The sequence below is a fragment of the Streptomyces sp. SYSU D01066-1 genome, assembly GCF_054956795.1.
Window position 1 is genome coordinate 232,513 of the sequence record NZ_JBUDHV010000006.1, and the last position, 21,391, is coordinate 253,903.

Annotated in this window: 16 protein-coding genes; 10 read left to right on the forward strand and 6 right to left on the reverse strand. The window is 72.7% G+C overall.

Annotated features, from left to right (window positions below):
- Positions 1 to 30: 30 nt before the first annotated feature.
- On the forward strand, positions 31 to 1,398 hold the full coding sequence (locus ACY1JF_RS08975; RefSeq protein ID WP_462704463.1) for an L-serine ammonia-lyase: 1,368 nt from the start codon (positions 31 to 33) through the stop codon (positions 1,396 to 1,398).
- A 428-nt stretch (positions 1,399 to 1,826) separates the two neighbouring features.
- Here the strand turns inward: ACY1JF_RS08975 and ACY1JF_RS08980 are convergent, their stop codons facing one another.
- Entirely contained in the window at positions 1,827 to 2,453 is a 627-nt protein-coding gene (locus ACY1JF_RS08980; RefSeq protein WP_462704464.1) for a hypothetical protein, read from the reverse strand.
- A gap of 301 nt (positions 2,454 to 2,754) precedes the next feature.
- On the opposite strand from ACY1JF_RS08980, the gene ACY1JF_RS08985 reads away from it, so the two are divergent.
- From ACY1JF_RS08985 to ACY1JF_RS08995, 3 genes are all read left to right on the forward strand, one after another.
- A complete protein-coding gene (locus tag ACY1JF_RS08985; protein WP_462704465.1) occupies positions 2,755 to 3,384 on the forward strand; it encodes a hypothetical protein in 630 nt (209 codons plus the stop codon).
- Between the two features lie 123 nt (positions 3,385 to 3,507).
- On the forward strand, positions 3,508 to 4,938 hold the full coding sequence (locus tag ACY1JF_RS08990) for an MFS transporter (RefSeq protein ID WP_462704466.1): 1,431 nt from the start codon (positions 3,508 to 3,510) through the stop codon (positions 4,936 to 4,938).
- 130 nt (positions 4,939 to 5,068) lie between these two features.
- Positions 5,069 to 5,626 (forward strand): glycoside hydrolase family 25 protein, encoded by a 558-nt coding sequence (locus ACY1JF_RS08995; protein WP_462704467.1) that lies wholly within the window; start codon positions 5,069 to 5,071, stop codon positions 5,624 to 5,626.
- Between the two features lie 358 nt (positions 5,627 to 5,984).
- Here the strand turns inward: ACY1JF_RS08995 and ACY1JF_RS09000 are convergent, their stop codons facing one another.
- The 5 genes from ACY1JF_RS09000 to ACY1JF_RS09020 all read right to left on the reverse strand — a co-directional run bounded on the left by ACY1JF_RS09000 (position 5,985) and on the right by ACY1JF_RS09020 (position 10,752).
- Positions 5,985 to 6,197, reverse strand: a complete 213-nt coding sequence (locus tag ACY1JF_RS09000; protein WP_403545046.1) for an EF-hand domain-containing protein — start codon at positions 6,195 to 6,197, stop codon at positions 5,985 to 5,987.
- Between the two features lie 249 nt (positions 6,198 to 6,446).
- On the reverse strand, positions 6,447 to 6,950 hold the full coding sequence (locus ACY1JF_RS09005; protein ID WP_462704468.1) for an ATP-binding protein: 504 nt from the start codon (positions 6,948 to 6,950) through the stop codon (positions 6,447 to 6,449).
- A 272-nt stretch (positions 6,951 to 7,222) separates the two neighbouring features.
- Positions 7,223 to 7,990 (reverse strand): enoyl-CoA hydratase/isomerase family protein, encoded by a 768-nt coding sequence (locus ACY1JF_RS09010; RefSeq protein ID WP_462704469.1) that lies wholly within the window; start codon positions 7,988 to 7,990, stop codon positions 7,223 to 7,225.
- Positions 7,991 to 8,025: 35 nt separating this feature from the next.
- Entirely contained in the window at positions 8,026 to 9,261 is a 1,236-nt protein-coding gene (locus tag ACY1JF_RS09015; protein ID WP_462704470.1) for a L,D-transpeptidase, read from the reverse strand.
- Between the two features lie 264 nt (positions 9,262 to 9,525).
- Positions 9,526 to 10,752, reverse strand: coding sequence for a L,D-transpeptidase (locus ACY1JF_RS09020; protein ID WP_462704471.1), 1,227 nt, complete (start codon positions 10,750 to 10,752; stop codon positions 9,526 to 9,528).
- 165 nt (positions 10,753 to 10,917) lie between these two features.
- Here ACY1JF_RS09020 and glgX point away from each other — a divergent pair, with 165 nt between their 5' ends.
- From glgX to ACY1JF_RS09050, 6 genes are all read left to right on the forward strand, one after another.
- Positions 10,918 to 13,299, forward strand: coding sequence for a glycogen debranching protein GlgX (gene glgX / locus ACY1JF_RS09025; RefSeq protein WP_462704472.1), 2,382 nt, complete (start codon positions 10,918 to 10,920; stop codon positions 13,297 to 13,299).
- Positions 13,300 to 13,637: 338 nt separating this feature from the next.
- Positions 13,638 to 15,440 carry an ABC transporter ATP-binding protein gene (locus tag ACY1JF_RS09030; protein ID WP_462704473.1) on the forward strand — a complete coding sequence of 601 codons (1,803 nt, stop codon included), beginning with the start codon at positions 13,638 to 13,640 and terminating at the stop codon, positions 15,438 to 15,440.
- Entirely contained in the window at positions 15,437 to 17,290 is a 1,854-nt protein-coding gene (locus ACY1JF_RS09035) for an ABC transporter ATP-binding protein (RefSeq protein ID WP_462704474.1), read from the forward strand. The genes ACY1JF_RS09030 and ACY1JF_RS09035 overlap by 4 nt, the downstream gene beginning before the upstream one ends.
- A gap of 651 nt (positions 17,291 to 17,941) precedes the next feature.
- The gene (locus ACY1JF_RS09040) at positions 17,942 to 20,611 is read left to right on the forward strand and encodes a sensor histidine kinase (protein ID WP_462704475.1); all 2,670 of its coding nucleotides are present in this window, start codon (positions 17,942 to 17,944) and stop codon (positions 20,609 to 20,611) included.
- A gap of 4 nt (positions 20,612 to 20,615) precedes the next feature.
- On the forward strand, positions 20,616 to 21,026 hold the full coding sequence (locus tag ACY1JF_RS09045; protein WP_462704476.1) for a roadblock/LC7 domain-containing protein: 411 nt from the start codon (positions 20,616 to 20,618) through the stop codon (positions 21,024 to 21,026).
- On the forward strand, positions 21,023 to 21,391 hold the full coding sequence (locus tag ACY1JF_RS09050; RefSeq protein WP_462704477.1) for a DUF742 domain-containing protein: 369 nt from the start codon (positions 21,023 to 21,025) through the stop codon (positions 21,389 to 21,391). The genes ACY1JF_RS09045 and ACY1JF_RS09050 overlap by 4 nt, the downstream gene beginning before the upstream one ends.

The window sequence follows — 21,391 nt, forward strand, 5'->3', positions numbered from 1 at the left end:
TCCGCACCGCCCCCGTCCTGAGGAGTCCCCGTGGCCATCTCGGTCTTCGACCTGTTCTCGGTCGGCATCGGGCCGTCGAGTTCGCACACGGTCGGCCCGATGCGGGCGGCCCGCATCTTCGCCCGCCGCCTGGGCAACGAGGAGCTCCTCGGCTCCGTCGCCTCCGTCCGGGCCGAGCTGTACGGCTCCCTCGGCGCGACCGGCCACGGCCACGGCACCCCCAAGGCGGTCCTGCTCGGTCTGGAGGGCGCCTCGCCGCGCACGGTGGACGTGGAGACGGCGGACGAGCGGGTGGCCTCGATCAGGGCGGACGGCCGGCTCCGCCTCCTCGGCGAGCACGAGATCCCGTTCGACTTCGACGCGGACCTGGTCCTCCACCGCCGAAAGGCCCTCCCCTACCACGCCAACGGCATGACGCTGTGGGCCTACGACGCCGCGGGCACGGAGCTGCTGACCAAGACGTACTACTCGGTCGGCGGCGGCTTCGTCGTGGACGAGGACGCGTTCGGTACCGACCGCGTCGTGCCCGACGACACGGTGCTGAAGTACCCCTTCCGCACCGGCGACGAACTGCTGCGCCTGACCCGCCAGACCGGCCTGTCGATCTCCGCGCTGATGCTGGAGAACGAACGCGCCTGGCGCACCGAGGAGGAGATCCGGGCGGGGCTGCTGGAGATCTGGCGGGTGATGCGGGAGTGCGTGGCCCGCGGCCTGTCCCGCGAGGGCATCCTGCCCGGCGGTCTCAAGGTCCGCCGCCGCGCCGCCCACACCGCGCGCAAACTGCGCTCGGAGGGCGACCGGGCGGCCCTGGCCATGGAGTGGATCACCCTCTACGCGATGGCGGTGAACGAGGAGAACGCGGCCGGCGGCCGGGTCGTCACCGCCCCCACCAACGGCGCCGCCGGCATCATCCCGGCGGTCCTGCACTACTACCTCGACTTCGTGCCCGGCGCCGACGAGGAGGGCGTGGTCCGCTTCCTGCTCGCGGCCGGCGCGATCGGCATGCTGTTCAAGGAGAACGCCTCCATCTCCGGCGCCGAGGTCGGCTGCCAGGGCGAGGTCGGCTCGGCCTGCTCGATGGCGGCGGGCGCGCTGGCGGAGGTGCTGGGCGGCAGCCCGGAGCAGGTGGAGAACGCCGCCGAGATCGGCATGGAGCACAACCTCGGCCTCACCTGCGACCCGGTGGGCGGCCTGGTCCAGATCCCGTGCATCGAGCGCAACGGCATGGCCGCGGTGAAGGCGGTCACCGCGGCCCGGATGGCGATGCGCGGCGACGGCAGCCACAAGGTGTCCTTGGACAAGGTCATCAAGACCATGAAGGAGACCGGCGCCGACATGTCGGTCAAGTACAAGGAGACGGCGCGGGGCGGGCTGGCGGTGAACATCATCGAGTGCTAGGAAGAACAGGTCCTGACCAGCGCGTTCGTGTCTCTCAACGCTGTCCGGCCGGCCGCGTCGTGGGTGGGGGAGGAAGGGCTGGGCAGACGGACTGTCCGGTCCGTGCCTCGATCCGGGGAACGCGGCCATCAAGATCATTTCTGGCAACGGCGCGGGGTCGTCCCGCAAGTACCGCTGACCTGCGCGCGGCCCTTGCAACTGGCACTCGTTGCGAGTAAAGGTGACCACTTATCGGTCAGAGACGGGCGGATGGCCGTAGTCATGGTCTCGGAGCGCGTGAAGGCCAGACGCCGGGCGCGAGGTGCGGCCGGACGACTGCGAGACCTGGCCGCTTTGGACACCTCACCGCAGATGACGCGGTGCGTGCGGGTTACGCGCCGGGACCGACACCGCGCTCAGCAGCCCGGCACGGCGGCCCTCTCCCAGTCCTAGCAGCCGGCCGCAGACCCGTCTGCCGTGGAAGTGACGGACACCCGGTATCCGGCTCCGGTGCCGAACTCGGGTCCGGCCTCGCTCCCTTCCGCGTCGAGGATCTCCTTGGTCAGGAAGTAGACGTCCAGCATCGCGGCGTTGCCCGTTCCACCACGGGTGAAGCACAGGTTCACGGCTTGCTTCTCCGATGACCGCCGGGTGGCGGGAGAGGGCGTCCAGCCGCTTCGCTCGGCCGCGGCTCGATAGTGCTGTGTCACGTCGGCCTTGGCGCCAGGGAAGACGTAGGTGCGTTCGGCGTACAGCTGCACATCACCGCTGTCCTCCCAGCAGCCGGCGTCCACACCCTCGAAACCCCGGGGTTCGACCGCTCCTTCGGGTCGGGAGTCGAGGACGGCGTAAGCCTTCAGCTTGTCGACCCGGCTCTCGGTATGGTCACAGCCCGAGGTGGAAGCCGCGTCGGCCAAGTCCTGGCATCCGGTGAGCACTCCCGTCGCCCATACGGTCAGCACCAGGGCAACGGCACGCCGTCCGGTTCCCTCGCGAGGTGTCAAGTCGGCTCCCGTGGTTGATCGTCGAGGGCAGCTGATCGCGCCGTTCAGAAGCCGGTGAATGTGGTTGGCCACGCCGGCACCGGATCAGTCGACCATCTCAACAGCATTGCCCAGGCGTCTAGTTGGTCACACGATACGTCGTCTCAGGATCCCGTTCACACATCCGGCCGATGAGGCGGGAGGGTCCCCGAGCCTCTCGCTGCCGAGCGGTCCAGTGGCGTCGGGTGCCGAGTCCGGGGCCGCGCTCGGTGCCCCGGCGTGGGATCGAACGCTGAGGAACCAGTCCTGACCTGTGCCTTCGTGCCCTCCGGTGCTGTCGGGGCCAGGGCGGGCTGTTCCTCCCCGTGGTTGAGCGGCTGGTGCCGGACGAGCCGTGGAGCTGTTCCAGCGGGTGGTACCGGAGGCACTGTCGCGGCCTGTCGCCAAGGTCCTCGCGGGCAAGGAGCCGCCCCGGTTCACCGCGACCGACCGCGCGCCCCTGGATCCGGACCGGTACGGCCGCCGCGAGGAGGACGACCCGGACGTCCTGCTGGACGGAGCCGCCTCGACGCGGGGGGCCATCAGCCACAGCGAGACCGCGAAGGCCGGCGGGCACCAGGACGCCGACCGGTTCGTCAAGCCGAAGACCGACGGCAGGGAGCCGACGGCGGAAGGCGTCGAGGACTGCGACTGCCCCTACTGGCAGACGGAGTACGCCTACACCTGCGGCGACGCCCCGGCCGGCTCACCGGGCGGCGGTCTTCCTGAACCTCCTCACCCGGCAGAGCGGCCGCGACATACCGCACGAGCACGGCCACGGCCCGTGCTCCGAAGCGGGGAACTCCGGCGAGTGCCGTCCGGTCCGAGCCGGCCGCGCCTCGCGCAGCGGCTGCCGCGACGGCGTGCGCGCCCGGCAGTGGCTGCTCAAGACCGCCCGACCACGGCGGCGTGGCGTGCGGGCGCGGGGCACGCCACCGCCGGGGGCGCCTTCCAGGTCACCCCGGCAGTGGCGTGTGCCGTCTGACGCCCACCACCCAGCGCCCACCGCCCGGCGTTCGGCGTCTCACATATTGATATGCGCTTTTCGGAAAATAAGACGCCTGAGATCGTTGGGGTACCAGTACTTTCGCACGTGAAAGACCGAGACATGCCCGCACCAGCCACCGGCCCGGCCCAGACACCCGTCAATCCGCGCTCCCGCGTCCTGATCGCCAGCCTCATGGGCACGACGATCGAGTTCTACGACTTCTACATCTACGCGACCGCGGCGGTCCTGGTCTTCCCCCAGCTCTTCTTCCCGAGCAGCGACCCGACCACGGCCCTGCTCTCCTCCTTCGCGGTCTTCGGCGCCGCGATGGTCGCCCGTCCCGTCGGCGCCGTCTTCTTCGGACACCTCGGGGACCGGCTCGGCCGCAAGAAGACGCTGGTGGTCTCGCTGCTCACGATGGGCATCGCCACCTTCCTGATCGGCGTACTGCCCACGTACGCGCAGGCCGGCTGGATCGCCACCGCGCTGCTCGTGCTGATGCGGCTCGCCCAGGGCTTCGCGCTCGGCGGTGAGTGGAGCGGCGCCGCGCTGGTCGCCACCGAGAACGCCCCGCGCGGCAAGCGCGCCCTGTACGGCACCTTCCCGCAGCTGGGCGCCCCGCTCGGCTTCATCATCGGCAACGGCCTGTTCCTGATCATCGGGGCGGTCCTGCCGTCCTCGGCGGGCGCCGACCCCACCCAGCCCTCCGAGGCGTTCGCGAGCTGGGGCTGGCGCATCCCGTTCCTGTTCTCCGCCGTGATGGTCGCGATCGGCCTGTGGGTGCGCTCCCGGCTGGTGGAGTCGGCGGTGTTCGCCAAGACGCGGGAGTCCGGCAAGGTCCGCAAGCTGCCGCTGGCCACGGTCGTGCGGGGCCACTGGAAGCAGCTGATCCTGGGCACCTTCATCATGCTGGCGACGTACGTGCTCTTCTACCTGATGACCACGTTCTCGCTCAGCTACGGCCGCACCGCGAAGGACGCCGCCGTGCCGGGGCTGGGCTACAGCTACACCACCTTCGTACTGATGATGATCTTCGGCGTGCTCTTCTTCGCCGCGTTCACGCTGATCTCCGGGCCGCTCGCCGACAAGTACGGCCGCCGCTCCACCCTGATCTGGATCACCGCCGCGATCGTCGTCTTCGGACTGGTCTGGGTGCCGCTGATCGGCCTGGGCACGCTCGGCGTCATCCTGTGGCTGGTCCTCGGCTTCACCCTGATGGGCATGACCTTCGGCCCGATGGGCGCGCTGCTGCCGGAGCTGTTCCCGACGAGCGTGCGCTACACCGGGTCCGGCATCTCGTACAACGTCAGTTCGATCCTCGGCGCGGCCGTCGCCCCGTTCATCGCGGTGGCGCTGTGGGAGGCCGGGGACGGCTCGCCGTGGCTGGTCGGCGTCTACCTCTCCTCGATGGCCGTCCTGACCCTGGTCGCGCTGCTGCTCGGCAAGGAGACGAAGGACCTCTCCCTGGAGGAACTGGACGGCGGCGAGGCCCCCGCGCCCGCCGGTGACGCGCACGCTCCGGCGGCCTCCCCGGCCTCCCCGGCCTCCTGAGTCCGACCGGCGTCCACCAGCGCGGAAGCCGCGCTTCCGCGCGCCCGGCGTACCACTGTCGATCCAGGGCATAACAACAACTCCCGTCCCCACCGCACTTGGACCACACGAGGCACTTGAGGGAGTCCCCATGCTGCGCGGCATCGACGTGAGCGCCTACCAGTCCGACGCCTACGACACGGACGGCCTCTCCTTCGTCTTCGTCAAGGCCACGGAGGGCCGTACGTACACCAACCCCAAGCTGTCGGCCCAGACCAAACGGGCCCGCGACGCCGGTCTCGTCGTCGGCTTCTACCACTTCCTGTGGCCGGGCAACCTCACCGCCCAGGCCGAGTACTTCGTCTCCAAGGCCCCGGACAGAGCCGGTGACATCCTCGCCGTCGACTGGGAGACCACCGGCGACGGCACCCACGCGAGCAACTCCGAGAAGGACCGCTTCATCAAGAAGGTCAAGGAGCTGCGGCCGGACAACCGGGTCGTCCTGTACTGCAACCGGAACTTCTGGCTCAACGTCGACACCACGTCCTACGCCGGCGACGGCCTGTGGATCGCCGACTACGTCTCGGCGGGCGAGCCGCGCATCAAGGCCAAGTGGCGCTTCCACCAGTACACGTCCGACCCGCTGGACAAGAACGTGGCCGACTTCGAGAGCAAGGCGGCGCTGAGGAAGTGGGCGGACGGGGCCTGACCGGCCGGGCCCGGACCGGTACCGGACCGGGCGCTCCGCGGACGCCCTCGCCAGTACCGGTGCCGGTGCCGGTGCCGGTGCCTGTGCCGGTGCCGGTGGTCTTCCGGATCGCCCGGCGTCCCCGCGCGGTCCGCACACCGGCGTCCCCGTACACCGGTGCCCCCGCCCGCCGACGCCAGGAATCGCCGGTGCCACCCGCGCCGGCCGTGTCGGCCCCCGCTTCCTCGATCAGGGCACGGGCCGCGCTGTCCGCGGTGAACAGGTCGGCGCGGTGAGCGGGCGGGCGCGGTGAGCGGGCAAGTCCGCTGACGCGCGGGAGCGTCCGCCCGGTGACCGGACGGACGCCCCCCCTGCCGCCTCACTTGTCGAGGAACGCCCAGAACTCGTCGAACGACAGCAGCTTGTCGCCGTCCAGGTCGCGGCTGTTGATGATCGCCTCCGCGACGGACTCGGTGACGTTCCAGTCGCCGCCCTGGGCCAGGGCGGTCTTGAACTCGGCCGGAGTGATGCGCCCGTCGCCGTCCGCGTCGATCCGGTCGAACTGCTTGCGTGCTTCCTCGATGTCCGCCACCGATCCGCCCCTCATCTCGTGCTCTGGTCATGCCGTGGTCGTCGTACTGACATGGTCGTCGTACTGACGCTGGTCAGATTAACGTTCCGGGCTCGCGCCCAGTGCGCTGGCCACCCACGCCAAGGGAGACGCCGGTGCCGGGGCCCGTGGCGCGGGCCGCTCCGGCGCTCGTCCGTGAGCTCGGTCCTGGTCGTCCCGTCGACGGGACGGACGCCGACGACGTACCGCCGGCCGGGACCGCCGATGGCGCTAACGCTCCGTCACCCGCATCTCGAACCACGTCGTCTTGCCGCGCGGCAGCAGGTCGACGCCCCAGCGGTCGGCCAGCTTGTCGACGAGGAAGAGGCCCCGCCCGCTGATGTCCAGCGGCTGGACCGGAATCAGACAGGGCAGCCCCCGGGAGGGGTCGCGGACCTCGACGCGGAGCCAGCCGGGACGGCGGCGCAGGCGCAGGCCGAAGACGCGGGCGCCGGTGTGCTGTACGGCGTTGCCGACCAGCTCGGAGACGAGCAGGACGGCCTCCTCGGCGTGCTTGGGACCCAGTTGCCACTGGCGCAGGACGACGACCTGGACGAGCCGGCGGGCGGTGGCCGCGGACTCCGGGCGGGAGGGGAGCGGAACCTCGCCCTCCGTAGGGTCCCCGAACAGCTCGATCGCTCTCAGCCCGTGTTCGTCCTCGACCGCCGGCGACCAGCGCGCAGCGGTCGCACGTCCGGCTCCCCGTGGCTGCCCCGTCTCCTCCAGCCCCGCCATGCCCCCCATCATGGCCGCCCGCGACACCCTCCGGGGCCGTTCCGGTGATTACCCCCCGGCCCGGGGCCGGGGACACGGAGCGCTTGTGGCATATGCCAGAGGCAGATCGAAAATCGAAAGGTGCCCTGTGAGCTGGGCGGATGATTCGATCGGTACGCGCCGGCGCGGATCGGCGGCCCTGCCGTGCCCGGCGGGCCCACGGGTGTGTCGAGCCCGCCACAAACCGCTCCAACGAGGGACCCCGGCCGTGCGCCGTGTCAACACCGCGCTGTTCAGGTGAACTTCGCCTTGCCCGGCCCCTCCTCGACGAAGCTGCGCATCCCGCGCTCGCGGTCCTCGGTGGCGAACAGGCCGGCGAACCAGTTCCGTTCGACGGCGAGGCCGGTGTCGATGTCCGTCTCCAGACCGGTGTCGACCGCCTCCTTCGCCGCGCGCAGGGCGATGGCGGGGCCCCGGGCCAGCCGGGCCGCCCAGGCGTGGGCCTGTTCGTGGACATCGGCGGCCGGGACCACCCGGTCCACCAGCCCCAGCGCCAGCGCCTCGTCCGCCTTCACCTGACGGCCGGTGAAGATCAGGTCCTTGGCCCTGGACGGGCCGATCAGCCGGGCCAGCCGCTGGGTGCCGCCGGCCCCCGGGATCAGCCCGAGCAGGATCTCCGGCTGGCCGAGCCTGGCGTCGTCGGCGGCGATGCGGTAGTCGGCGCAGAGGGCGAGTTCGCAGCCGCCGCCGAGCGCGTACCCGGTGACGGCCGCGACCACCGGCTTGGGGATGCGGGCGACGGCGGTGAAGGAGTCCTGCAGGGCCCGGGAGCGCAGCACCATCGCCGCGTGGTCCATCGCCCGCATCTCCTTGATGTCCGCGCCCGCCGCGAACACCTTCTCCCCGCCGTAGAGGACGACGGCCCGCACGTCGGTGCGGGCCGCGGCCTGTTCGGCGAGCTCCTTCAGCCGGTCCTGGGTGGCGGTGTCCAGCGCGTTCATCGGCGGGCGGTCCAGCCGCAAGGTGCCGACGCCGTCCGCGACTTCGAGGTGTACGGTCATGCCCCGCAGGTTAGCGACGGTTCACGCCCGTCACCTCACGCCTTCCACTTCTCCCAGGACATGTTCCAGCCGTTGTAGCCGTTGTCCGGGGCCACGGTGGCGTCGTTCGAGTTCTTGACGACGACCACGTCCCCGATCATCGAGTTCGCGAAGAACCAGGCGCCCGGCGCGTCCTCGTCCCAGCCGCCCTGGGTGTCGCGCAGGCCGACGCAGCCGTGGCTGGCGTTGCGGTTGCCGAAGGCGTCGCCGCCCCAGTAGTTGCCGTGGATGAAGGTGCCGGAGGTGGTCAGCCGCATGGCGTGCGGGACGTCCTTGATGTCGTACTCGCCGCCGTAGCCGACCGTCTCGCCGTTCATCCGGGTCACCGGGAGCTTCTCGCTGATGACCATCTGGCCGTTCCAGGTCTCGTAGCCCGGGGCGCCGGTGGTGACGGGGATCGTCTTGATGGTCTTTCCGTCGCGCCGCACCTTCATGGTGAGCTTCTTGGCGTCGACGACGGAGACCTGGCTGCGGCCGATGGTGAAGGAGACCTTCTTGTCCTGCTCGCCGTAGACGCCGTCGCGGCCCTCGACGCCGTCCAGGTCGAGGTCGACGGTGACCTTGGTGCCGGGCTTCCAGTACTCCTCGGGGCGGAAGTCGATGCGGTCGTTGCCGAACCAGTGGCCCTCGACGTCGACGGCGGGCTCGGTCTTGATCCGGATGGCCTTCTCGACGTCCTCGGGGTGGGTGATGCCCCGGGTGAAGCGGACCGAGAACGGCATCCCGACGCCGACCGTCGAGCCGTCCTCGGGGGTGAAGGTGCCGATGAACGTGTTCTTCGGCGTCAGGGTGGTGAAGCGGGAGTCCTCGGCGGCGGTGCGGCCCGCAAAGTCCTCGGCGACCGCGTGCACCGAGTACGCGGTGGAGGCGGCCAGGTGGGAGGACGGCGTCCAGGTGGCGCCGTCCCCGGATATCTCGCCGTCGACCTCCTTCCCGTCACCGTCCTTCACCACGACCTCGGTGAGCTTGCCCTTGGTCACCCCGACCTTCAGCGCCCCGCTGGTGTCGACGGACTCGGCGCCGTCGGCCGGGGCGATGCTGACGACCGCCTCGGACTGCTCGCTCCGCGCGGTGTCCGAGCCCTTCCCCCCGCCGTCACCGGACCCGGTGGCATCCTGTCCTCCCCCGCCGCACGCGGTCACCGCCAGCAGCAGCGATCCGACGGCCAGCGCCGACAGCCTCCGGCCGATCCGCCCCCGTGCCGGAGCCCCCGATATCGGACGCACGTTCAAGTCGTTCTCCCCTCGCCGGGCCTGGTCCGGCCCGCGCCCCAAGTGCGCCGGCGCGCACCGGCGCATCGTAACCGCAGGCCAGCGGGGGTTTGGAGGGGTCGTTTGTCACTGTTGTGTACCGAATCGATCCGGACGGTTTCGGTACGGGACGCGGCTTGACGGTTTCGGTACGGGAAACGGCCGGATGTCCCCGTACGGGAAACGGCCGGACACCCCGGCCCCGGTCTCCGACCCCCGGTCCCCGGTACGGAAACGGCCGGCGGATCACCGCACCGCGCTTCCCTTCCGCCACTCCTCCCAGCTCATGTTCCAGCCGCCGAGCCCGTTGTCGGGAGCGACCGTGCGGTCCTTGCTGTGCACCACCTCGACGACGTCCCCGACGAGGCTGCGGTCGAAGAACCAGCCCGCCGGGGTGTCCGCACCGCCGCCCTTGACGTCCCTGAGCCCCACGCACCCGTGACTGACGTTGGTCCTGCCGAAGACGTCGTCCGGCGCCCAGTAGTTGCCGTGCAGGAAGGTGCCGGACTCGGTCAGCCGCATGGCGTGCGGGACGTCCGGGATGTCGTACTCGCCGCCGAAGCCGACCGTGCGGCCGTCCATCCGGGTGACGTCGAGCATCTCGCTGACCACCATCTTGCCGTTGTACGTGGTGGTCTTCGCGGCGCCCGCGGTGACGGGCACGGTGGTGAGGAGTTCGCCGTCGCGCCACACCCGCATGGTCTTGCGGGCCGCGTCCACCACCGAGACCTGGCTGCGGCCGACGGTGAAGGTGACCTTCTTGTGCTGGAGCCCGTACACCCCGGGCGCCCCCTCGACGTCGCGCAGCCTGAGGTCGACGGTGACCTCGGTGCCGGGTCTCCAGTAGTGCCGGGGGCGGAAGTCGAGGCGGTCCCCGCCGAACCAGTGCGGGCGGATCTCGACGGCCGGTTCGGCGCTCACCCGCACGGCCCGCTCGACGGCGGCGCGGTCGGTGATCTCCCGGTTGAACTCCAGCGAGACGATCATGCCGGTGCCCACCGTCGAACGGTTCTCGGGCGCGACGTAACCGATGAACCGCTCCTCGGGGACGTACGTCGTGAAGCTCGCGCGCCGGGCCGAGCGGCGGCCGTCGTCGTCCACGGCGACGGCGTCGACCGTGTACTTCGCGGCGAGCGCGAGGCGCCCCTCGTCGGGTTCCCAGCGTCGTCCGTCGGCGGAGATCCGGCCCGGCACCGGGGTGTCCCGGGCGTCCTGCGACTTGACCACCCGGACCGACTCCAGCCTCCCCTCCGGCACCCGGACCGACAGCTTCCGCCCGGGCCGTACGCCCTTGTCGCCGTCGTCCGGCCAGATGCCGATGGTCTCGCCGGGGGCCTTCGGCTTGCCGAACACCCCGCCGAGCCCGGAGCCCCCCGAGGTGCAGCCGGCGGCCCCGGCCAGCAGTCCTGCCCATGTCAGTACGGCGGCCAGCGCGGCCCCCGCGCGCCGTGCGCGCCCGTGTACGTGCCTCACATCCACCCGTAACGACCGGCCGGCCCTGGGGAAACGTGAGTGCGAGCCACGCTCTGGGCAGAACTAGGGAGGAGGACGACGCGACGGAGAGCGGCGGCCGGGACGCCGTACGCCCTTGCACACCCGTCTCGGCCCGTCGTCCCACGAGCCGTGGGAGGCCGCCAGGTGTCCAGCGCAGCCGAGCGGGAGGTGGTGGCCGGGAAGCGGGCCACCGAGGACGGGCGGGCCGCCGCCGCGGCCGACTGGATACGGCGGACCGCGCCGCCGCCCGCCGTGCCCGCGTGGCCGGGCACGCCGGTGCCGCTCGGCGCCCGGTTCCGCACCGGCCCCGACGGCGTGGCGGGCACCAACTTCGCGCTGTGGGCGGGCGGCGCGGAGGCGGTCGAGCTGTGCCTGTTCGACGACGGGTCCGGCGACGACGGGTCCGGCGGCGGGTCCGGCGCGGGCGGATTCGGTGGCGGCGGGTCCCGCGGGAGCGGGTCCGGCGCGGGCGGATTCGGTGGCGGCGGGTCCCGCGGGAGCGGGTCCGGCGGGAGCGGGCGGGAGCGGCGGGTGCGGCTGACCGAGCTGACCCACGGGATCTGGCACGGCTTCGTGCCCGGCGTCCGCCCCGGCCAGCGCTACGGCTACCGGGTGCACGGCCGCTGGGACCCGTGGACCGGCGCCCGCTGGAACCCGGCCAAGCTGCTCCTGGACCCCTACGCCCGCGCGGTCGACGGCGACTTCCGGCTGCCGCCGCAGGTGTACGGGCACGTCCGGGACTGGCCGGAGCAGCACGTCGCCGACACCGTGCGCGACGACCGCGACTCCGCCCCGTACGTCCCCAAGGGCGTCGTCGTCCACGACGACGACGACTGGTCGGACGACCACCGCCCCAAGACCCCGTGGGCCGACTCCGTCATCTACGAACTCCACGTGCGCGGCTTCACCAAGCGCCACCCCGGCGTCCCGCCCGAGCTGCGCGGCACCTACGCCGGGCTCGCCCACCCGGCGGCGGTCGAGCACCTGGTGAGGCTGGGCGTGACGGCGGTGGAGCTGCTGCCGGTCCACCAGTTCGCGCACGAGAGCCACCTGCTGGAGCGCGGCCTGACCAACTACTGGGGCTACAACTCCATCGGCTACTTCGCCCCGCACGCCGCCTACGCCGCCTCCGGCACCCGGGGCGAGCAGGTCGGCGAGTTCAAGCGGATGGTGCGCGCGCTGCACGCGGCCGGCATCGAGGTGATCCTGGACGTGGTCTACAACCACACCGCCGAGGCCGGCGAGCTGGGCCCGACGCTGTCCCTCAAAGGCGTCGACAACCGCGGCTACTACCGCCTCCAGCACGATGCGAGGAGGTACGCCGACTACACCGGCTGCGGCAACACCCTGCACGTCGTCCAGCCGCACGTCCTGCGCCTGATCACGGACTCGCTGCGCTACTGGGTGACCGAGATGGGCGTCGACGGCTTCCGCTTCGACCTGGCGGCGGCGCTGGCCCGCTCGATGCACGACGTCGACATGCTCTCCCCGTTCCTCGCGGTGATCGCCCAGGACCCGGTGCTGCGCCGGGTGAAGCTGATCGCCGAGCCCTGGGACATCGGTTCCGGCGGCTACCAGGTGGGCGCCTTCCCGCCCCTGTGGACGGAGTGGAACGACCGCTACCGGGGCGCCGTGCGCGACTTCTGGCGGCACGCCCTGCCCGACGTACGGGAGATGGGCTACCGCCTGTCGGGCTCCAGCGACCTGTACGCGTGGGGCGGGCGCCGTCCGTACGCCTCGGTCAACTTCGTCACCGCGCACGACGGCTTCACCCTGCGCGACCTGGTCACCTACGAGCGCAAGCACAACGAGGCCAACGGCGAGGGCAACCGGGACGGCACCGACGACAACCGGGCGTGGAACTGCGGCACCGAGGGCGAGACGGACGACGCGGGCGTACGGGCGCTGCGCCGCCGCCAGCTGCGCAACCTGCTGACCACCCTGCTGCTGTCGACCGGCGTGCCGATGCTGGTCGCCGGGGACGAGCTGGGCCGCACCCAGGGCGGCAACAACAACGCGTACTGCCAGGACAACGAGATCGGCTGGGTGGACTGGAGCCTGCTGGAGGACCCCGGCTGGCGGGCCCTGGCCGACCTGACCGCACGGCTGATCGGCCTCCGCCGCAGCCACCCCGTGCTGCGCCGCCGCGCCTTCTTCTCCGGCCGCCCGCAGACCGCCGGCGGCCTGCGCGACCTGGCCTGGTTCACCCCCCGGGGCACCGAGATGACGGAGCGGGACTGGTACGCGCCCGCCGCCACCCTCGGCATGTACCTCTCCGGGCGGGACATCCCGGGCCGGGACGAGCGCGGGGCGCCGGTCACCGACGACAGCTTCCTGGCCGTGCTGCACGCCGGGGAGCGGCCGGTGGGGTTCGTGCTGCCGGCGGCGCCCTGGGCCGAGCGGTACGAGGTGGTGGTGGACACCGGGCGGGAGGAGCAGGACGCGGCACCGGGCACGGGCCATCCGGCCGGGACGGAGGTCACGGTGGAGGGACGGACGGTGCTGCTGCTGCGGGTCACCGGCTGAGCGCCTTCCAGGACCGGCTCCGCGACGGCTTCCGCGACCGGCTCCGCGACGGCTTCCGCGACCACCTCCACCGCCTCCGTCACCACCTCCACCGCCTCCGCCTCCGTCACCCCCCACCATCGCCTCCGTCACTTCCCCCACCCCCACCTCCGCGACGGCTTCCGCGCCCCCCGTGCACCCGCCCGGACGGAAGGCGGCCGGGGAGGAGGTGGCCGCCGTGTCCGGCGTCCCGCCTCGCGCACCGGCGCACCGGCCGGCCGGGCAGTGCCCCGGTACGACCCCCGTCGCGGTGAAAACCCGATGGTCAGCACCGGCGCCGGTCCGTAGGCTCGCTGTCGATGACCACGAGACCCGCCCCCGCCGCACAACGGTCCGCCGTCCGTGTCCTGCTGCGGCTGTGGCCGTTCGTACGGCCGGTGCGGGCGCGGCTGTTCGGCGCCGCGTTCGTCGCGGTCCTCGCCTCCTGCGTGACGCTGGTGATCCCGCTCGTCCTGAAGTGGATGGTGGACGGCCCGGTCGCCGGCCGCGACCCGGCCGGGGTGTGGCTCGGCGCGCTGTACCTGCTGCTGCTCGGGGTGGCGGAGGCGCTGCTGTTCGGGCTGCGGCGGTGGCTGGTGGCCCGGCCGCTGTCGCGCGTCGAGGCGGAGATGCGGACCGCGCTGTACCGGCGGCTGCAACGGCTTCCGGTGGCCTTCCACGACCGCTGGCCGTCGGGGCAGTTGCTGTCCCGGGGGACGACGGACCTGATGCTGCTGCGGATGTTCCTCGCCTTCCCATTGACGTTCCTGCTGGTCAACGGGGTGACGATCCTCGTCGGAGTGATCATCCTGCTGGTGCAGGACTGGTCGCTGGGGCTGGTGATCCTGGGACCGGCCGTCCCGGTGGTCGTCACCTGCTCGGTGTTCGAGAAGAAGTACGCCGACATCACCCGGCGGGCGCAGGACCAGGTCGGGGACCTGACGACGGTCGTCGAGGAGAGCGTGCTCGGCATCCGGGTCGTCAAGGGGTTCGGGCGGCACCGCAGCCAGGCGCGGGCGTTCCGGGAGCTGTCGCGGACCCTGCGCGGGACGGAGCTGCGCAAAGCGCGGCTGCTGGCCGGGATCTGGGCGGTCATCGTCACCCTGCCCGAACTGGCCGTCGGCGCGGCGCTGGTGGTCGGGTCGGTGCAGGTGGCGGACGGGCGGCTGTCGGCGGGGACGCTGGTGGCGTTCCTGTCGACGGCGCTGGCGCTGCGCTGGCCGATCGAGTCGATCGGCTTCCTGCTGGCGATGAGCCAGGAGGCGGCGACGGCGACGGAGCGGTACTTCGAGGTGATGGACGAGGAGCCGGAGGCCGACGGGGCGCGTCCGCCGGGGCCGGGGAGCGGCGGGGGCACGACGGCCCGTGGGCCGGCCGACGGCCTCCGCTTCCACGGCGTCCGCTTCCGCCACCCCGACGCCGCCCCAGACTCCCCGCCCGTCCTCGACGGGGTCGACCTGCACATCCGCCCCGGCGAGTCGCTCGCCCTCGTCGGGGCCACCGGCAGCGGCAAGACGACGCTCACCGCGCTCGTGCCCCGGCTGTACGAGGTGACGTCCGGCCGGATCACCCTGGACGGCACCGACATCACCGCCCTGCCCCGCGAGGAGCTGCGCGCCCTGGTCGCCGTCGCCTTCGAGGAACCCACCCTCTTCTCCGCCACCGTCGGGGAGAACGTGCTGATGGGAGCGGGCCCCGACGCCACAGAGGCCGACCTCTCCCGCGCCCTCGCCATCGCCCGGGCCGACTTCGCGCACGCCCTGCCCGAGGGCACCGCCACCCAGGTCGGCGAACAGGGCCTGAGCCTGTCCGGCGGGCAGCGGCAGCGCCTCGCGCTGGCCCGCGCGGTGGTCGGCAGGCCCCGCTTCCTCGTCCTGGACGACCCGCTGTCCGCCCTGGACGTGCACACGGAGGCCGCCGTCGAGGCCGCCCTGCGCCGCGTCCTCGCGGACACCACCGCGCTGATCGTGGCCCACCGGCCCTCCACGGTCCTGCTCGCCGACCGCGTCGCCCTGCTCTCCGGCGGCCGGATCACCGCCGTGGGCACCCACCACGAACTGCTGCGCGGCCACGCCGAGTACGCCCGTCTGATGTCAGGGGCAGGGGAGGACGAGGACCGATGACGGCGCCCACCGCCACCGCACCGGCCAAGGACGGCCCCGACGACCGCACACCGCCCGCCGGTGACGCCTTCGACCGGGACGTCCTGCCCACCCCGCCCGGCGCCACCGCCGCCCTGCTGCGCTCCCTGCTGGCGCCGATGCGCGCCCGCGTCGCCGTCACCTCCCTCCTGCTCCTGCTCCAGCAGGCGGCCGTGCAGGCAAGCCCGCTGCTGGTGGCGTACGCCATCGACCACGCCGTCCCCGCGCTGCGCGCCGACGACCACGGGCCGCTGGTCGCGGTCGCCGCCGGCTACCTGCTGTGCGCGCTGGCCGGCGGGGCGCTCCAGTACGCCTTCGTCAACGCCGCCGCCCGCGTCAACCAGGACGTGCTGCTCGACCTGCGCGGCCGGATCTTCCGCCACGCGCAGGCCCTGAGCGTCGACTTCCACGAGCGCTACACCTCGGGCCGGCTGATCTCCCGCTCCACCACGGACGTGGAGTCGCTGCGCGAACTGCTCAGCGAGGGCCTTCAGGAACTGGTCGCGGTCGTCCTCTCCTTCGTCTACATCACGGCGCTGCTGCTCTGGCTCGACCTGGGGCTCGGCGCGGTGGCGGTCGCCTCCCTCGGACCGCTGTACGCGCTGGTGCGGACGTACCGGCGGCGCGCGGGACAGGTGTACGGCAAGCGGTCGACGGCGATCGCGGCGGTGATCGTCAAGTTCGTGGAGACGATGAACGGCATCCGCCCGGTGCGCGCCTTCCGCCGCGAGGCCGCCAACGACGCCGACTTCGCCGTACTGAACCGGCGGCACGAGCGCTCCAACGGCGACGCGCTCCTCGAGATGGCCCGCTACGTCACCGGATCCCGGCTGATCGCCAACACGGCGGTCGCGGGCATGGTGCTGTGGGGCGCCCACCGGGTCGCGGACGGCACCCTCGCGCTCGGCGTGCTGGCGGCGGCGGTGCTGTACCTGCGCCGCCTGTACGACCCGATCGACCGGTTCGGCATGTTCCTGAACTCCTACCAGTCGGCGGCGGCCTCCCTGGAGAAGATCGCGGGCCTGCTCGCCCAGGTCCCCTCCGTGCCGGAGCCCTCGGACCCGAAGGAACTCCCGCCGCCGGCCACCGGCTCGCCGGGCCGCGAGGTCGTCTTCGACGGGGTGCGCTTCGGCTACCGCACCGGCGGCGAGGTCCTGCCCCGCTTCGACCTGACCGTCCCCGCCGGGCAGACCGTCGCCGTCGTCGGCTCGACGGGCGCCGGCAAGTCCACCCTGGCCAAGCTGCTGGCCCGCTTCTACGACCCGACCGACGGGCGGGTGCTGCTCGACGGCACCGACCTGCGCGACCTGGCCGTGCCCGAGCTGCGGCGCGGGGTGGTGATGGTGACGCAGGAGGCGTTCCTGTTCTCCGGCACGATCGCCGAGAACATCGCCGTCGGCCGCCCCCAGGCCACGGCCGAGGAGATCGAACGGGCCGCGAGGGCGATCGGCGCCCACGACTTCATCGCCGCGCTGCCCGACGGCTACGCCACCGACGTCCGCAAGCGCGGCGGTCGCATCTCCGCCGGCCAGCGCCAACTGGTCGCCTTCGCCCGGGCGTTGCTGGCCGACCCGGCGGTGCTGATCCTCGACGAGGCGACCAGCTCCCTGGACATCCCCGGGGAGCGGGCGGTGCAGCGGGCGATGAGGACGGTACTGGAGGGCCGTACGGCGGTGGTGATCGCCCACCGCCTGTCGACCGTGGAGATCGCCGACCGGGTGCTGGTGATGGAACACGGCCGGATCGTGGAGGACGGCACCCCGGCCGACCTGATCGCGGGGGCGGGGAGGTTCGCGGAGCTGCACCGGGCCTGGCGGGACAGTCTGGCGTGAGCGCGCGGCTCGCGGGCGCCGCTCCGCGCCGGACACCGCCCGCGTGAGAGGGAGGCGCTCGGGCTTCCCCGCCGTTCCGGAGCGCTGCCCGCGGGCGGCCGCCCGCCGATCCGTCCCGTCCGCCAGGTGGCCCGGGCGGCACCCGGGCTCCGCGGGGGGCCGTGCGGACGCCCGGACCACGGCGGGCCGCTCGCCGTCACGGCCCGGCGGCCGGCCCGTCCGAAGCGGTGTGCCGGTGTCCCGCCGGAAGGCCGGGAGACGGCAGCGCGTCACCCGCTCCACGGGGCCGCACTGCGGGCCCGGCCCGGTACGGGCCGGCGAACAGGAGGACCGCGGTTCAGGCGGCCCGGGGCCGCTCGCGCCCCCGGGGACGGCGACACCCGCCCGTGCCGCACGAGCGCCCAGCCGACCGCCCGTGCGCGAAGCGACAACGGGTGCGCGGTGTTAACGCAAACGTCGCACGATCTTCAATAACGACTCGTCAGATCCGGCCTAGCATGAGCAGGACGCGAAGATTCCGCCATGGTCTCGGGTCCCCTCGCCACTTGGCCCGCACATGAGCCGCACATCCTGTTCATGCCGTGGAGGACGCGTTCTCCGCGTCACGTCCGCCGGCAGCCGCGCGCCCCCGCGCTACTCGACAGGTCCTCAATGAATCGTCAGGGCTGGTCCATCCGACGCAAGTTCACCGCGCTCCTCCTGCTCCCCCTGGTGTCACTGGCCGCGCTCTGCGGCTACGCCGCCCATCTGGCCCTCGGCAACGCGCTGACCCTCTCGCGCGTCGACATCATCGGCAATCACCTCGCCGATCCTCTCGGCCGCGTGGTGGTAGCGCTCCAGAGCGAACGGCGGAACGCGGTCGTGGCGGCCACCGCGGCGGGCGGCGAAGCGCTGTCGGACGGTGACATCGCGTCACTGGCCACCGGCCGCTCGGCCAGCGACAAGGCGATAGCGGCGTTCTTGGCGCAGGCGCACGACGACGAGGTGCGCGACGCGGAGAGCGACTCGGTGCGCGCGAGCGTCGACCGCGCCGAGGAGTCCCTCGCCACCCTGACCGGTGTCCGACGGGGGACCGACGCGGGCACCAGCTCACCGAACCAGGTCATGGCCGCCTACACGGAGATCAACGCCGACATCGCCGAGGCGCTGCGCACCATGACGATCCTCCCGGACCAGGACGCCCAGGAGTTCGGCCAGGCCCTCTACACCCAGGTGCCCGCGGGCGACCTGCTGTCCCAGGAGGACGCGCTGATCTCGGCCGCCGCCGCCACCGGCCGCCGGCTGGACCCCGCCACCTACCGCACCCTGGTCCAGACCATCGGCGCCCAGCGGCTGCTGAACGCCGAGGCGGTCGCCCGGCTGCCCGCCGAGCAGCGCAAGCCCTTCCTGGAGCTCGCCGCCCCCGGCGGGACGATGGCCAAGATCGCCGCCCTGGAGGACAGCCTCATCGACGCGGGCCCGAGCGCCCGCGCCCTCCCCTTCGGCATCGCCCAGTGGCGTGCCGCCTACGACGCCACGGCCGAGGTGACCAGCACGACCGCCCTCGACTACATCCACCTGGTGTTCACCCGCACCGGCCCGCCCGCCCACCGCGCCTTCGTCGAACTCATCGTCGCGGGCTCGCTCAGCCTCGCCTCGCTGATCGTCTCCGTCGTGATGTCGATCCGCATGGCACGCTCCCTCGTCGGTGACATACACCGCCTCAACACCTCCTCTCGCAACCTCACCGACGACCAGCTCCGCGACGTCGTGGGCCGGCTGCGCCGGGGCGAGACGGTGGACGTCCGCACCGGTATGCGCAGTCCCGTCTTCGTCAACCGGGAGATGGCGGAGCTGGGCGCCGCCTTCGACGCGCTGCAACGCACCGCCGTGGAACTCGCCGAGGAGGACGTCCGCCTGCACCAGGGCATCAACCAGCTCTTCGTCAACCTCGCCCGCCGCAGCCAGGTCCTCATCCACCGGCAGCTCAGCCTGCTCGACGTGATGGAACGCCACGAGGAGGACGCCAACGCCCTGGACCGGCTCTTCGAACTCGACCAGCTCGCCACCCGCATGCGGCGCTACGCCGAGGGCCTGCTCATCGTCTCGGGTGCCGCGCCGGGGCGGTTCTGGCGCCGGGCGGTGCCCGCGGTGGACGTCGTCCGCGGCGGCATCGCGGAGACCGAGCAGTACGCGCGGGTCGTCGTACTGCCCGTCCCCGAGGTGGGCATCCAGGGCCGCGCCGCCGCCGACGTCATCCACCTGCTCGCCGAACTCATCGAGAACGCGCAGGTGTTCTCGCCCTCCGACAGCGAGGTCCGGGTCAGCGTGGGCAACGCGGCCAGTGGCCTGGTCATCGAGATCGACGACCGCGGCCTCGGCATGCCGCCCGAGGAACTGGCGGCGGCCAACCGGCGCCTCAGCGCCCCGCTGGACATCACCACCCTGGACAGCACCCGCCTCGGCCTGGTCACCGTGGGCCGCCTGGCCCATCGCCACGGCATCGAGGTGACCCTGCGGCGCTCGCCCTACGGCGGCGTCAACGCGGTCGTGCTCATCCCGGAGGACCTGCTGGAGCGGACGCAGCAGCCGTCAGCGTCCCCGGCCCCGCCGACTCTTGAGGCCCCGGCCCAGCCGACCCTCGAAGCTCCGGCCCCGGCCACCACGGACCGCCCGGCGGCCGCCCCCGCCCAGCCGGCCCCGGCCGCCGCCCCCGCCCCGATGGCGGCCCCGCCCCGTCCGGCCCCGGCACCGGCATCCGCCGCCGCTCCGATGCCGGCCCGGGCGCGGGAACACCCCCGCCACGCGTCCGCGCCCCGTCCGGCCCCCGCGCCCGCACCCGCCCCGGCACCCGCGCCCGCGCCCGCATCCCGTCCTGTCCCCTCCCCCGCCCCCGCGCCCGCCCCGGCGTACGGCGGCATGATCGACGGTCTCCCGGTCCGCGTGCCCCAGGCGAATCTCTCGGCGGAGGCCGCCGCGGGCGGCGAAGCCGACGGCCACGGACGGCTCATGGACTGGGGCCGCACCGACTACCAGCGGCGCGTCGGCCCACCGGCGCCGGCGGCGGCCGACCGGGCGACGCACGACCCCGCCGTGTCCCGGTCCTCACCGGGCGAACGGCTCCGTCAGCGCGTGGCCGAACGCCCCGATCAGGTCCGTTCGATGATGTCCGCCCTCCAGGCGGGCGCGGCCCGTGCCCGGGTGGAGCAGTACAGCGTCCCCGGCGACCCGGCGGGCCGGCCGCGTGGCGACGCCCTCGGCCACGACGCGCACACCGCCTTCCCCGCCCACATCCCCACTCCCACTCCCACTCCCACCCCCACTCACAGAAAGCATGGCTGACAACGTGGCTGACACGACCCAGGTCGGCCCGTCCGAGACGGGCTCCCAACTCGACTGGCTGCTGAGCGACATGGTGCGCAACGTCCCGGAGATCGGCCATGCCGTCCTGCTGTCCACGGACGGGCTGCTGCTCGGCGCTTCCGAGGCGCTCGACCGCGACCACGCCGAACGGCTCTCCGCGGTCGCCTCCGGCTTCCACAGTCTCGCCAAGGGCGCCGGCCGCCACTTCGGCGGCGGCGCGGTCCTCCAGACCATGGTGGAGATGGAGGGCGGCTTCCTGTTCGTGTGCGCGGCGGGCGAGAACTCCTGTCTGACAGCGCTGACCCGCCAGGGCGCGGACATCGGCGTCGTCGCCTACGAGATGGCCATGCTGGTCAAACGCCTCGGCTTCCACATGTCGGTCGAATCCCGATGACCCACGGGCAGTGGGTGGACGAGGAGGCCGGCCCGGTCGTCCGCCCGTACGCCATGGTGCGGGGACGGACCCGCACCGAGGGTTACTTCTTCGACCTGGTGGCCTTCGTGATGGCGACGGCCGACACCCTTCAGCACGAGGCGGAGATGCAACCCGAGCACCGGGCGATCCTCACTCTGTGCCGCAGACCGCGCCCGGTGGGCGAGGTGGCGGCGCGCATGAACCTGCCCGTGGGGGTCGTGCGTGTCCTGCTCGGCGACCTCTTCAACGCCCGGGCCATCCGGGTACGGCAGCCCGCCGACCCGGCGGCGCGGCCCAGCGTCCACATGATCAGAGAAGTACTCGAAGGACTGCGTGCACTGTGA